Raw genomic sequence first — 12,129 nt, 5'->3', positions numbered from 1 at the left:
ACATACTGCGAAGCCTGACGACCGTTCGCAAGCCCCAACGCCGATTCCATGAGCAGCACCTCGACTCTTCGCCCCGCCAGCCCCAGCGCCACCCGCCCGGCCCGTTACGGTGCGGTCGCGATTGCGCTGCACTGGCTGCTGGCCCTGGCCATCGTCGGCGCCTTCGGCGTCGGCCTCTACATGAGCGGCCTGCCCTTTTCGCCGGCGCGGCTGAAGCTCTACAACTGGCACAAATGGGCCGGCGTGACGATTCTGGCGCTGTCGGCCCTGCGCCTGCTGTGGCGGCTGACGCACCGGCCGCCGGCCGATGTGGCCATGCCGGCCTGGCAGGCCCGCGCCGCGCACTGGACCCATGGCGGGCTCTACCTGCTGTTCTTCGCCGTGCCGCTGGCCGGCTGGGCCTACAGCTCGGCGGCCGGCTTTCCCATCGTCTGGTTCGGCCTGCTGCCGCTGCCGGACTTCGTCGCGCCGGACAAGGCGCTGGCCGAGACGCTGAAGCAGGTCCACAAGCTGCTGGCCTATGGCCTGGCGCTGCTGGTGCTGGCCCATCTGGGCGCGGCGCTGAAGCACCATTTCATCGACCGCGACGGCCTGCTGCTGCGCATGCTGCCGCAAAGGAAATCCTCATCATGAAACGACTGCTGCTCTCCACCCTGCTCGCCGGCGCCGCCTCGCTGGCCCTGGCCCAGGCCAAGCCGGCCCAGTTGCTGCCTGCGCAAAGCGAGCTGGTCTTCACCAGCAAGCAGATGGGCGTGCCGGTCGACGGCCGCTTCAAGCGCTTCGACGCCCAGCTGAACTTCGACCCGAAGAAGCCCGAGACCGGCAAGGTCGCCTTCACCATCGATCTGGCCAGCGTCGCGCTGGGCGCACCGGAGCTGGAGGCCGAGCTGGCCAAGACGCCCTGGTTCGACAGCAAGAAGATGCCGCAGGCGAGCTTCCAGAGCAGCGCCGTGAAGGCGACCGGGCCGGGCAAGTATGAGGTCGCCGGCAAGCTGACGATCAAGGGCCAGACGCGCGACATCGTCGTGCCGATCGCGCTGGCCCAGGCCGGCGCGGTCTCCACCGCCAGCGGCGGCTTCGTGCTGAAACGGCTGGAGTTCAAGATCGGCGACGGCGAATGGGCCGACACCTCGATGGTCGCCAACGAGGTGCAGGTCCGCTTCAAGCTGGCCTTCAATGGCCTCGCGCCACTCTGACGATTTTTCCTTTCCTCCCCAACCCCTTCCCACCACCGAACGGAACGATGACGATGATGATCAAGAAGTCCCTGGCGCTCGCCGCCACCCTGCTGGCCGCCGCCACCGCCGCCCAAGCCGCGCCGGCCACCTATGCGATCGACCCGTCGCATACCTTCGTGACCTACGAGATCCAGCATTTCGGCACCTCGACCAACCGCGGCCGCTTCGACAAGAAGGAAGGCACGGTCGTCTTCGACAAGGCCGCCAAATCCGGCAAGGTCGACATCAGCTTCGACATCGCCTCGGTCAACACCGGCGTCGGGCCGATGAACAAGCACCTGCTCAGCGACGACTTCTTCTCGGCCGAGAAGTTCCCGACCGCCAAATTCGTCGGCGACAAGTTCGTCTTCAACGGCGACAAGGTGGCCGAGGTCAGCGGCGAACTGACGCTGAAGGGCAAGACCGCGCCGGCGACCCTGAAGGCCCTGAACTTCAACTGCTACGACAACCCGATGCTCAAGCGCGAGGTCTGCGGCGGCGATTTCGAGGCCGTCATCGACCGCACCCAATGGGGCATCGACTACGGCCTGGCCTATGGCTTCTCCAAGAACGTCAAGCTGGTGATCCAGGTCGAGGCGATCAAGCAGTAAGGCGCCAGACCCGCGCGATTCGGCAAGACAAAGGCCCGCCTAGGCGGGCCTTCTTGCTTGGCGGCGCGGCCCATCGCCGCGCCCGCCGTCACTTGACCGCGGTCGGCGACGCCGCTGCGGCGGTCGTCGTCGGCTGGGCATCCGAGGCCGCCGCAGCCGGCGCCGGCGCGGCCTGGCCGGCCTTGGCCATCATGACCGTCAGCACGGCCGGGTAGTCGTAGGCGGCGCCGGTAGCGACGTCGACGCCGGCGCCGATGACGCCGCCGAAGATGATGTTGCCGAAGGCCATTGCCTTGGTGCTGGACTTGAAGGTGGCCAGGCCCGGCTCGTAGGCGGTCTTCTCGCACTTGACCGCCATGTCCTCGAAGCTGCGCTGCACGGTCACCGTGCCCGGGGTGGACACATACCAGGTGCCCTTGTTGTTGCTCAGCGTGCAGTTGGCGCCGGCCAGCACGCCGGCATCGCTGCGGGCGTCGACCGACACACTCTGGTTCTGACCGTTGACGATCGATGCGCAGCCGACGATCTGGGTCAGTACGAGCGCGATCAGGCCCGTGGACATACGAAGCATCGGGGCTCCCTCCTTGTGATTGATGTGACCGATTTATTGCTTTTCGCCCCGGGATCCTCCGGGGCTGCGCTTTATAACCGGCAATTGGCGGGCGGCCGCCGGTGTATCCCCGACTTCGGGGTTGCACCTAGGCGGGCACGACGGGCGCCGCGGCCTGCACGGACTGTCACGCTTTGCTGCAGTTCAGGCCGCGATCCGGCCCGCGTGTCGCCCGGGCCGCGACCGGCCCGGCGGTGATGCGTACAGTGCGAGGCATAGCACAAGGCCCTCTCCCTCATGAACGCAGCCACCCCTCACTCGCCGACCCTGTACCAACGCTGGCAGCGCTTCTCGTCCGCCGTCGTGCGCGGCTTCCACATCTACGCGAACTGGCTGGTCGGCATCAGCTGGAAGCGCTTCATCCTGCTGTCCCTGGCGCTGCTGATCGGCACCAACATCCTGCAGGACCTGCCGCCGTTCACCTGGCGCATCAGCGAGCATGTCGAGACCGAGGCGCCGAGCCGGCCGCCGCGTGCGCCGAAGCCGCCCAAGCCGGCCGTCTCGACCGACAAGCCCATCCATTACGAGGTGACGATCGACGAACGCGGCATCCGCGTCCATCCGCGCAATGCGGCCAGCGCCGCCAGCGCTGCCAGCGGCGTCGGCGCTGCCAGCGGCATCGGCGCCGCGGCCAGCGGCACCGGTGCGCCGGCCGGCGATCCGATCGACGCCGCCAGCGATCTGCCTTCGATCACGATCGACCTGCCCAAGAGCGCGCGCACCGACGAAATCCGCAAGGCGGTCGAGGAGGCACGCCAGGCGATCGAGGAGGCGGCGCAGGACAGCCGCGAGGCCGCCCGCGAGGCGGCCGAGGCCGAGCGCGAAGCGATGCAGAACAAGCCGCGGGTGCGCACGACGGTGATCCGCCTGGGCGACTTCCTGGTCAATCTGGCGGCCTTCCTGATCCTCGGCTCGGCCGTCATCAAGATCACCTACAAGGGCCGCATCCAGGCCGAGGTCAAGGCCGCGCAGGCGACCGAGACGGCCGAGGCCGAATCGCTGAAGCGCCAGGTCGTCGAGGCGCGGATGGCGGCGATGCAGGCCCAGGTCGAGCCGCATTTCCTGTTCAACACCCTGGCCTCCATCGACCACCTGATCGAGACCGACCCGCCGCGCGCCTCGCAGATGCAGAAGAACCTGATCGCCCTGCTGCGCGCCTCGATGCCGACCATGCGCGAGGCCAATGCCAGCGGCGTGCGCGACCTGGGCCGCGAGCTGGCCGTCATCAAGCCCTATCTGGAGATCCTCAAGGTGCGGATGGAGGAGCGGCTCTCGACCGAGATCGACGTGCCCGAGGGCCTGCAGTCGGCCGAGTTCCCGCCGATGATGATCCAGGGCCTGGTCGAGAACGCGATCAAGCATGGGCTGGAGCCCAAGGCCGAGGGCGGCCTGCTGAAGGTCAAGGCCGAGATCGTGCACGGCAAGCTGGCGGTGACGGTGGCCGACACCGGCCTGGGTTTCGGCCGCGCCGCCACCGGCGGCACCGGCGTCGGCCTGGCCAATATCCGCGAACGGCTGATGCTGCTGTACGGCCCCAAGGCCGCGGTCACGGTGACCGAGAACCAGCCCAGCGGCACCATCGTCACCATCACCGTCCCTTATCGCAGCCGTGTCGATGAGGCAATGCATGGCAATGAAGGAGTGAAGGCATGATGAAGCGCGTGTTCAAGTTCTTCCTGCTGGCCGGCGTGCTGCTGGCGGTGCTGGCCCTGCTCGGTGGCACGGCGCTGTGGCATCAGCTGTCGGTGCAGCCCGACTTCAGCCTCAGCATCAATGGCGAGGATCTCGATCTGCAGGGTCTGGGCGCCGGTCACGGCTTCGGCGACTGGCTCGGTGCCGTCATCGGCCTCTTCGTGGCCGGCCTGGTCTGCGCCATCGTCGTGCCGCTGGCCCTGCTGCTGGGCCTGGGCCTGCCGCTGCTGATCATGGGCCTGGTGTTCGGCGGTCTGCTGCTGGGCGTGGTCAGCCTCGGCGCGCTGCTGTTCTCGCCGATCCTGATCATCGTGCTGCTGCTGTGGCTGCTGTTGCGCCGCAAGCCCAAGGCTAATATCGCGGCATGAACGACACCGCCAACCCGCCCTCTCCCGCCTCCCCCCTTTCTTCTTCGACGCGCGTGCGCGCGCTGCTGGCCGACGACGAGCGCCTGATGCGCGAACAGCTGCGCGGCCGGCTGACCGAGGTCTGGCCCGAGCTCGAGATCGTCGCCGAGGCCAAGAACGGGCTGGAGGCCGTCGAGCTGGTCCAGCAGCACCGGCCGGACCTGGTCTTCCTCGACATCCGCATGCCGGGCCTGACCGGGGTCGACGCGGCGCGCCAGATCGCCCAGCTGCCGGAGGACGACGATTGGCAGTTGCCCGAGATCGTCTTCATCACCGCCTACGACCAGTACGCGGTCGAGGCCTTCGAGCAGGGCGTGGCCGACTATGTGCTGAAGCCGGCCGAGAAGGAGCGGCTGCAGGTCACCGTCGAGCGCATCCAGAAGCGCCTGGCCCAGCGCCGGGGTGAGGAGAGCGCGCCCGCCGACGCCAGCGCCGCGCCGCTGCAGCAGCTGCTGCACAAGCTGTCCGCCCAGCTGAACCCGGGCGGCGCCGCGCGCAGCTATCTGCAATGGATACAGGCCAGCGTCGGCCAGGCGATCCAGATGATCCCGGTCGAGGAGGTGCTGTTCTTCATCAGCGACGAGAAGTACACGCGGGTGCAGACGGCCAAGCTGGAGGCGCTGATCCGCAAGCCGATCAAGGAGCTGGTCGACGAGCTCGATCCGCAGCTGTTCTGGCAGATCCACCGCTCGACCCTGGTCAACGCCCGCGCGATCGACGGCATCACCCGCGACTTCCGCGGTCGCCAGCTGGTCGGCGTCAAGGGCTCGACCGAGAAGCTCGAGGTCAGCCGCAGCTACACGCACCTGTTCAAGGGGATGTGAACCCCTCGCCCGCGCCCTGCGGACGCTGCAGGTCGAGGCGCTCAGCCCGTCGCGCGTGGCGCCAGCCAATTCGCGATGCAGCACTGCGCCGCCCAGTAGGTCGGCAGCACCAGCATCGCGGCCACCGGGAGCGGGCCGGCGAACTTGTTGAAGGCCAGGCAGGTGTCGGACGTCAAAAAGAGCGCACCGCCGAGCGCCAGCAAGGCGTCGCGGCGTGCGGCCGGCGTGCCGCGTCCGAACCAGGCGACGACGGCCGTTTGCGCCGCCATCGCGGCGAGGAAGCAGACATAGAAGGCCACGGGCAGATGCAGGGCGGGCGGGATGCCGGGCCACAAGCGGGTCAGCAGCAGGGCGCTAAGCAGGCCGTAACCGGCGAAGCTCCACGGCCAGGCGGCCAGGCGCCGCACGCGCGTGAAGGCAAGCAGGTAGCAGGCATGCGCGGCCAGAAAGGCCAGCAGCCCCGGCACGAAACCCTGCGGCAGCATCAGCAGCACGTCGCCGGCCAGTGAAGCGACGAGGCCCGCCAGCACCCAGCGGCGCAGCTGGGGCGTCGCGCGGCCGCGCTGCCAGGCAAAGGCGATGATCAGCAGGGTCGTCAGCGGCTTGGCGGCAAAGCCCCACTCGCGCGGCAGCGTCGGCGCGTGCGCGTCGAGGGCCAGGATGGCGACCAGGGCACTGAGCAGGGTCAGCGCCGCGAACAGGCGGGGCGAGGCGGAAAAAATCATGCGGCATTCTGACCGCGCAAGACCTGACGCCCTGCGCGGGTAAGCCCGTGCCCGATCGCCGTCGCGGCCCGTCCGGCCTTGTCATCAAAATGACGGACAAGCCGAGCGCCGCGGAGCGCGCCGGGTCTTGCCTCGGCCAGAATCGCTCGCCGGCCTGTGTCGCCGCATCAACGGAAAGCGAGTGGGAAATCATGACGCCGATCTTCATGTCCGTGCTGCGCCGGGCGGCGCCCCTGATCTTGGGCCTGGCGGCGCTGGCGATGACGCCGGCCCAGGCCTATTCGCAGCTCTATGTGTTCGGGGACAGTCTGTCCGATGTCGGCAACGACCTGCTCGTGACCGGCGGCGCGGTGCCGAACACCACCTACTACAGCGGCGGCGGCATCAGCGGCCGCTTCAGCAACGGGCTGAACTACGCCGACCATCTGGCCACCGGCCTGGGCTTGGCGCCGCTGCTGCCCTCGGTGCAGGGCGGCACGGCCTACGCCTTCGGCGGCGCGCGCATGGATTCGGTGACGGCCGGCCTGCCGCCGACGGCGCTGAGCTTCAACCAGCAGATTGCCGCCTATGGCAGCAATCACGCGCTGGCCGATCCGGACGCGCTCTATGTGCTGTGGATAGGCGCCAACAATCTGCGCGACGGCCTGACGGCCGCGGCCCAGGGCAACCCGGGCGCCGTCGGCACGGCGATCACGACGGTGCTGGGCGGCCTTGGCAGTGCGATCCAGAATCTGGCCGGTCGCGGCGCCAGCCATTTCCTGATTCCGAACATGCCGGACCTGTCGCTGACACCGGCCGTGCGCGCCTTCAACAACGCGACGATCTCGGCCGGCGCGCACAACGCCAGCATCGCCTTCAATAACGCGCTCGGCGGCGTGCTGATGCAGGCGCAAGCCGCGGGCCTCGACATCCGCAGCTTCGATGTCTTCGCCCTGCAGACGGCGACGACGGCCAACCCGGCCGCCTATGGCTACAGCAATGTGGGCAGCGCCTGCTACAGCGGCGACGTCGATGGCAGCGCGCTCGGCGGCGCGCCGCTGACGCTGTGCGCCAACCCGCAGCAGTACCTCTATTTCGACTACATCCACCCCACCGCCGCCCTGCATGCCCAGTTGGGCGCGGCCGCGCTGATGGCGGCAACGGCGGCGGTGCCCGAACCGGCCAGCTGGCTGCTGATGGCGCTCGGCCTGGCCTGGCTGATCAGCCGGCGACACGCCGGCCGCCGCCAGGCCTGAGCCGTCCTCTTCCTCGCGCGGCCGCGGCGCCGCTGGCTCAGGGTTCCTTGCTCTGCGCCGCGGCGCTGGCCGCGCCCTTGGCCGCCAGCGCCTCGCGCAGCTTCTTCAGGCGCTCGCGCGGGTCTTCCTTGTTGCCGCTCTCGTGCAGCTTCATCTCCGAGATGAAGCGGCTGGGGATACCCATCACGATCTCGCGGCTCTTCTTGCGCCGGCGCAGGGTCGACACGGCCAGGGTGGTGCGCGCGCGCGTGATGCCCACATACATCAGCCGCCGCTCCTCCTCAAGCCGCTGCGGGGTCATCTCCTCGTCGTCGGCCTTGAAGGGCAGGATGCCTTCGTTGACGCCGGCCAGGAAGACATGCGGCCATTCCAGGCCCTTCGAGGCATGCAAGGTCGTCAGCGTGACCTGGTCCTGCTCGTCCCCGCGCTCGGCCAGCGAGAGGATCACGCTGATCGTCTGCGCAACCTCGAGCACCGTCTGCGTCGGCTCGACGAAGCTGATGCCGTCCTCCTCGCTCTTCTGCCCGCCGCAGCGCTTGGCCACCCAGTCGACGAAGTCCAGCACATTGCCCCAGCGCGCAGCGGCGATCTTCTCGTTCTCCTCGCTCTCGAGCAGGTGCTGCTCGTAGCCGATGTCGCTCAGCCATTCCAGCAGCAGCTTGCGGGCGGCCTCGTCGCCCTCGGTGTGGCGGCAGCGGTATTCGAGCTCGTTCACATAGCGGCCGAACTCGTGCAGCGAGCCGATCGCCTTCTTGGAGAGCACGGTGCCGAGGCTCTCGGCGAACAGCGCCTCGTACATGCTGCACTTCCACTTGCCGGAGAACTCGCTCAAGGCGCCCAGGGTCTGGTGGCCGATGCCGCGCTTGGGCGTCGTGATCGCGCGCAGGAAGGCCGGGTCGTCGTCCTGGTTGACCAGCAGGCGCAGCCAGCCGCACAGATCCTTGATCTCGCTCTTGTCGAAGAAGCTCTGGCCGCCGCTGACCTTGTAGGGGATGTCGGCGCGGCGCAGTGCCTTCTCGAACACGCGCGCCTGGTGATTGGCGCGGTAGAGGATGGCGAAGTCGGCGAACTTCGGCGCCCGGCCATCGCCGCGCAAGGCATTGATGCGCGCAACGGCGCGTTCGGCCTCATGCTCCTCGCCGTCCGACTCGACCAGGGCGACCGGATCGCCGTCGCCGAACTCGCTCCACAGCTTCTTCTGGAACAGCTTCGGATTGATGGCGATCACGTTGTTGGCCGCGCGCAGGATGGCGCCGGTCGAGCGGTAGTTCTGCTCCAGCGGGATCACCTTCAGCTGCGGATAGTCGAGCGGCAGCCGCTTCAGGTTCTCGATCGTCGCGCCGCGCCAGCCATAAATGCTCTGGTCGTCGTCGCCGACGGCGGTGAACATCGCGCGCTCGCCGACCAGCTGTTTCAAGAGCTCGTACTGCACCGCGTTGGTGTCCTGGTATTCGTCGACCAGCACATAGCGCAGGAGGTCCTGCCATTTTCCGCGCGCCTCGGCGTCCTCGGTCAGCAGGCGCAGCGGCAGCGAGATCAGGTCGTCGAAGTCGACCGCGCCATAGGCGGCCAGCCGCTCCTGGTAGCGCGCCATCACGATGGCGGCCGTGTGCTCGTCCTCATCCTTGGCGGCGGCGGCGGCCTGCTGCGCGTTCAGGCCCATGTTCTTCCACAGCGAGATCGTCCATTGCCAGCTGCGCGCCTGGTTGGCATCGACGGTGCCGCCGGCGTCGCGCAGCACGCCCAGCACATCGTCGCTGTCCAGGATGGAGAACTGCTCCTTCAGCCCCACCCGCGAGCCTTCGCTGCGCAGGATGCGCACGCCCAGCGAATGGAAGGTCGAGATCACCAGGTCCTTGGCGGCGCGAGCGCCGATCAGGTGCTTGGCGCGCTCGCGCATCTCCTGCGCCGCCTTGTTGGTGAAGGTGATGGCGGCAATGTTCTTGGACTGGTAGCCGGCCTGCAGCAGGCGCGCGATCTTCTGCGTGATCACCCGCGTCTTGCCCGAGCCGGCGCCGGCGATCACCAGGCAGGGGCCGTGCAGATGGTGGACGGCCTCGAGCTGGGCGGGATTCAGGGAAGGAGGAGCGTCGGCCATGGCAATACTTCGGTGCGGCCGAGCATGATAGCTATCCCGCTTTTTCGACCACGGCGCCGGGCAGCGCCCGCAGGCCCAGTCCGACACCCAGCAGCGCATAGAACATGAAGCCGATGCGCGGAGCATCGATCAGGCTGTCGAACAGACCGACGGCGAGGAAGCCCAGCAGGCTGGCGACCAGGGCCGGGGCCAGCACATGCTCGCGGCCGCGACCGAAGCTGAGTCGCCACAGCGCCAACAGCACCAGCAGCGTCAGCAGCGCGACGCCGATCAATCCCTGCTCGAGCAGCACATGCAGGCCCAGGCTCTTGGCATGCCAGGGCAGGTGGTGGCGGTCGCTGGAGAAGAACCAATGCGCCATGCCGTCCGAGAAGTCCGCATTGGCCAGCAATTCGCGGCCGCTGACATCGCTCAGGCGCAGCGCGGCGATCTCCGCGACGCTGCCCGGCTGGTTCATTGCAATCGCGAAGCTGATCAGGCGCGGCGCATACCAGGCGCCGCCCATCGCCGGCGCGCGGCCCAGCGGCAGACTCAGTTCCTGCCATTCGCCCGGCTTGGCCTTGGCGCCGAGCACGCCGCCGAGGCAGTTCTGGATATAGAGCAGATGCCGCTCGCAGATCTCGGCCTGCAAGCTGACATCCTGCGTCGCCCGCACGCGCGCGCGCAGCAGCACCTCGCCCTGCGGCGGGGCGATCCGCTGCGAGACGCGGAACAGCTCGCCATAGCCCAGCACATGCTTGCCGCCGCTGAGCACCAGATAGAACCGACCATCGGTGCCGCTCTTGAGCCGGTAGTCGCCGGTGTGCTGGGCAGCCGGGCCGGTGAAGAAATGATTGGCGACGAAGCGGCCGGCGCCCTTGCCGAGCAGCCAGTCCTGCGGCGTCTGCAGCATCGCCAGCCCTTCGTTCCAGTGATCGAAGCGGACCTGCAGATCCTGGCGCCAGTTCGAAACCCGGTCGCGCAGATAGGCGCCGCCGGCCAGCGCCGAGATCACCGAGGCCGCCAAGAGCAGGCCGCCGAACAGCAAACCGCGATCGCGCCAGCCCGGAATGCCCTGAGCCTTGAACGGCCACAGCGCCGGCCGCATGAGCATCAGCGGCCACAGCAGGGTCAGCAGCAGCAGCGGCCGGAACGCATCCCAGCGCGCGATCGGGCCGCCCCAGTAGTCGGCAACGGTGACGACGCCGGCCAGCAGCCAGAACCAGCTGGCGGTCAGCAGGCAGGCATGGATGGGCTGCGCCTGGCCCGGCTTGTCGCGCCAGCGCAGGAACAGCGCGCAGGCGAGCGCGAGCAGATAGGTCGCGTAGGCGGCCTTGGGCACCGCCATCGACAAGGCCAGACAGGCGCCGGACAGCAGCGCCGCCAGCGCGCCGCCGGCCAGCACGGCCGTCACGCGCTGCCCGGTGCTCGGCAGCCACAGACTGGCCGGCATGATCAGCAGCACCAGCATCGCGCCGAGCAGGGCCAGCAGGCCGCGGTAACCGCTGCTGCCGAACATCAGCGCCGCGGCGCCGACAAAGGCGGCCGCCAGCAGCAGGCCACCCAGCTTGGCGGCCGGCGGCACCGACATCAGCGGCGCCGTGTTCGCGCCGGCCACTCGAATCGCGCGCCGGCGCTGGCCGCCGCGCAGCAGCACCAGGGTCGCCAGCCCCAGCGGCACGGCCAGGTAGACGCCGCGCGAAAACGTGGTCAGACAGACATAGGCGGTCAGCATGGCCAGCAGCATCATCGCCATGAACTGCGCCGGCGTGCGCGCGCGCAGCAGCGCCAGCACGGCAAAGGGAGCCGTCAGCGCCAGGCAGCCGTCCAGCGCGGCGCCGCCGACATGCATCTCCCAGAACAGGGCGGTGCTGCGGTAATCGGTGCTGAAGTCCAGCAGGCCGGTGAAGGCGTGGCGCTCCCAGATCGCGGCCAGGCAGCAGCCGGCCAGCGCCAGCACCATGCCCCACAAGAGCGCGCGGCTCAGCTCGCCCGGCCGGCTGGCCCCGGCCTGCTTCCACAGCGGCAGCAGCAACGCAACGAGGAAGAAGCTCTTGCTCAGGCGCAGGCTGTTCATGGGCTCGTGATAGCCCTGGTACCAGCCGAAGACGAAGCCGCCGGCATCGGCAATGCCGCGCTGCAGCGCCAGCAGCAGGGAGGCGCCAAACAGGGTCAGCAACAGCAGCACCAGCGGCGAATAGACCAGCATATGGCGCCAGGCCGGCGCGCGTTCCTGCTGCGGCGCGAGGCGCAGGGCCACGCCGGCATAACCGCCTGCCGCGCAGGCCAGCACCAGCAGGTCCAGTTCCTCGAAGCTGATCCAGCCGCTCCAGGGCGCGAAGCCGACGATGGGCAGCAGACCCAGCAGCAGCGCCGGCGTGCGCGGCCACCAGCGCAGCGCCGCCAGCGCGACGGCCAGCCAGACGCCGACGGCGGCCGGCGCCGACAGCGGGTAATGCAGGGCCAGGAACAGGCCGGCGCCGGCGCAAAGGCCGGACAGCAACAGGGCGGCCCACAGCGAGGCTCGGTTCGGGATCGAGGCGACAACGGTCATCGTGGCAGCAGCGGCATGGGCGTGACTGCCAGGGCTTGGCCGTCGCGCGGCATCATAGGATGCCGGCAGGCCGTGGGCCGGATGGCTGCTGTTCAAGCGCGGCGCTGGCGGGCCAGCGACAGGAGGCCGGCGCCTGGCAGCGCGCACTGAAGTCGTTGGCGGCTGAGCTTCATCGGA

Annotated in this window: 11 protein-coding genes; 7 read left to right on the top strand and 4 right to left on the bottom strand. The window is 68.9% G+C overall.

Translation table 11 applies throughout. The annotated features are described in order from the left end of the window. Nucleotides 1–48 precede the first annotated feature (48 nt). The 3 genes from QWJ38_RS05070 to QWJ38_RS05060 are packed head-to-tail and all read left to right on the top strand — an operon-like array spanning nt 49 to nt 1,828. The gene (locus tag QWJ38_RS05070; RefSeq protein WP_290357948.1) at nt 49–633 is read left to right on the top strand and encodes a cytochrome b; all 585 of its coding nucleotides are present in this window, start codon (nt 49–51) and stop codon (nt 631–633) included. Continuing rightward, nucleotides 630–1,196: a YceI family protein gene (locus QWJ38_RS05065; protein WP_290357947.1), complete on the top strand. Its 567-nt coding sequence runs from the start codon at nt 630–632 to the stop codon at nt 1,194–1,196. The genes QWJ38_RS05070 and QWJ38_RS05065 overlap by 4 nt, the downstream gene beginning before the upstream one ends. Before the next feature lie 56 nt (nt 1,197–1,252). Further along, nucleotides 1,253–1,828, top strand: coding sequence for a YceI family protein (locus QWJ38_RS05060; RefSeq protein ID WP_290357946.1), 576 nt, complete (start codon nt 1,253–1,255; stop codon nt 1,826–1,828). Between the two features lie 88 nt (nt 1,829–1,916). Here QWJ38_RS05060 and QWJ38_RS05055 read toward each other — a convergent pair whose 3' ends face one another. After that, entirely contained in the window at nt 1,917–2,399 is a 483-nt protein-coding gene (locus tag QWJ38_RS05055; protein WP_290357945.1) for a hypothetical protein, read from the bottom strand. A 276-nt stretch (nt 2,400–2,675) separates the two neighbouring features. Between QWJ38_RS05055 and QWJ38_RS05050 the strand changes: the two genes are divergently transcribed. The 3 genes from QWJ38_RS05050 to QWJ38_RS05040 are packed head-to-tail and all read left to right on the top strand — an operon-like array spanning nt 2,676 to nt 5,361. Then, on the top strand, nt 2,676–4,091 hold the full coding sequence (locus QWJ38_RS05050) for a sensor histidine kinase (protein WP_290357944.1): 1,416 nt from the start codon (nt 2,676–2,678) through the stop codon (nt 4,089–4,091). Continuing rightward, nucleotides 4,088–4,498, top strand: a complete 411-nt coding sequence (locus tag QWJ38_RS05045; protein WP_290357943.1) for a hypothetical protein — start codon at nt 4,088–4,090, stop codon at nt 4,496–4,498. The genes QWJ38_RS05050 and QWJ38_RS05045 overlap by 4 nt, the downstream gene beginning before the upstream one ends. After that, nucleotides 4,495–5,361: a LytR/AlgR family response regulator transcription factor gene (locus QWJ38_RS05040; RefSeq protein WP_434063941.1), complete on the top strand. Its 867-nt coding sequence runs from the start codon at nt 4,495–4,497 to the stop codon at nt 5,359–5,361. The genes QWJ38_RS05045 and QWJ38_RS05040 overlap by 4 nt, the downstream gene beginning before the upstream one ends. 41 nt (nt 5,362–5,402) lie before the next feature. Here QWJ38_RS05040 and QWJ38_RS05035 read toward each other — a convergent pair whose 3' ends face one another. Then, nucleotides 5,403–6,086: a lysoplasmalogenase gene (locus tag QWJ38_RS05035; RefSeq protein ID WP_290357942.1), complete on the bottom strand. Its 684-nt coding sequence runs from the start codon at nt 6,084–6,086 to the stop codon at nt 5,403–5,405. A 191-nt stretch (nt 6,087–6,277) separates the two neighbouring features. Here QWJ38_RS05035 and QWJ38_RS05030 point away from each other — a divergent pair, with 191 nt between their 5' ends. Then, a complete protein-coding gene (locus QWJ38_RS05030) occupies nt 6,278–7,321 on the top strand; it encodes an SGNH/GDSL hydrolase family protein (RefSeq protein ID WP_290357941.1) in 1,044 nt (347 codons plus the stop codon). A 37-nt stretch (nt 7,322–7,358) separates the two neighbouring features. On the opposite strand, the gene QWJ38_RS05025 is transcribed toward QWJ38_RS05030, so the two are convergent. Together QWJ38_RS05025 and QWJ38_RS05020 are read right to left on the bottom strand one after the other, a co-directional pair. Beyond that, on the bottom strand, nt 7,359–9,419 hold the full coding sequence (locus QWJ38_RS05025; RefSeq protein ID WP_290357940.1) for an ATP-dependent helicase: 2,061 nt from the start codon (nt 9,417–9,419) through the stop codon (nt 7,359–7,361). Between the two features lie 31 nt (nt 9,420–9,450). Then, nucleotides 9,451–11,952, bottom strand: coding sequence for a hypothetical protein (locus QWJ38_RS05020; protein ID WP_290357939.1), 2,502 nt, complete (start codon nt 11,950–11,952; stop codon nt 9,451–9,453). Nucleotides 11,953–12,129: the final 177 nt, after the last annotated feature.

It is taken from the genome of Roseateles violae (assembly GCF_030410485.1).
GTDB lineage: Bacteria > Pseudomonadota > Gammaproteobacteria > Burkholderiales > Burkholderiaceae_C > Roseateles_D > Roseateles_D violae.
This window is presented reverse-complemented; position numbering and strand designations above follow the sequence as displayed.

Bases quoted from the DNA above. Each gene is read 5' to 3' on its own strand.
- QWJ38_RS05065 (WP_290357947.1), top strand. From the start codon at position 630: ATGAAACGACTGCTGCTCTCCACCCTGCTCGCCGGCGCCGCCTCGCTG.
- QWJ38_RS05040 (WP_434063941.1), top strand. From the start codon at position 4,495: ATGAACGACACCGCCAACCCGCCCTCTCCCGCCTCCCCCCTTTCTTCT.
- QWJ38_RS05030 (WP_290357941.1), top strand. From the start codon at position 6,278: ATGACGCCGATCTTCATGTCCGTGCTGCGCCGGGCGGCGCCCCTGATC.
- QWJ38_RS05060 (WP_290357946.1), top strand. From the start codon at position 1,253: ATGATCAAGAAGTCCCTGGCGCTCGCCGCCACCCTGCTGGCCGCCGCC.
- QWJ38_RS05050 (WP_290357944.1), top strand. From the start codon at position 2,676: ATGAACGCAGCCACCCCTCACTCGCCGACCCTGTACCAACGCTGGCAG.
- QWJ38_RS05035 (WP_290357942.1), bottom strand. From the start codon at position 6,086: ATGATTTTTTCCGCCTCGCCCCGCCTGTTCGCGGCGCTGACCCTGCTC.
- QWJ38_RS05070 (WP_290357948.1), top strand. From the start codon at position 49: ATGAGCAGCACCTCGACTCTTCGCCCCGCCAGCCCCAGCGCCACCCGC.
- QWJ38_RS05055 (WP_290357945.1), bottom strand. From the start codon at position 2,399: ATGCTTCGTATGTCCACGGGCCTGATCGCGCTCGTACTGACCCAGATC.
- QWJ38_RS05020 (WP_290357939.1), bottom strand. From the start codon at position 11,952: ATGACCGTTGTCGCCTCGATCCCGAACCGAGCCTCGCTGTGGGCCGCC.
- QWJ38_RS05025 (WP_290357940.1), bottom strand. From the start codon at position 9,419: ATGGCCGACGCTCCTCCTTCCCTGAATCCCGCCCAGCTCGAGGCCGTC.
- QWJ38_RS05045 (WP_290357943.1), top strand. From the start codon at position 4,088: ATGATGAAGCGCGTGTTCAAGTTCTTCCTGCTGGCCGGCGTGCTGCTG.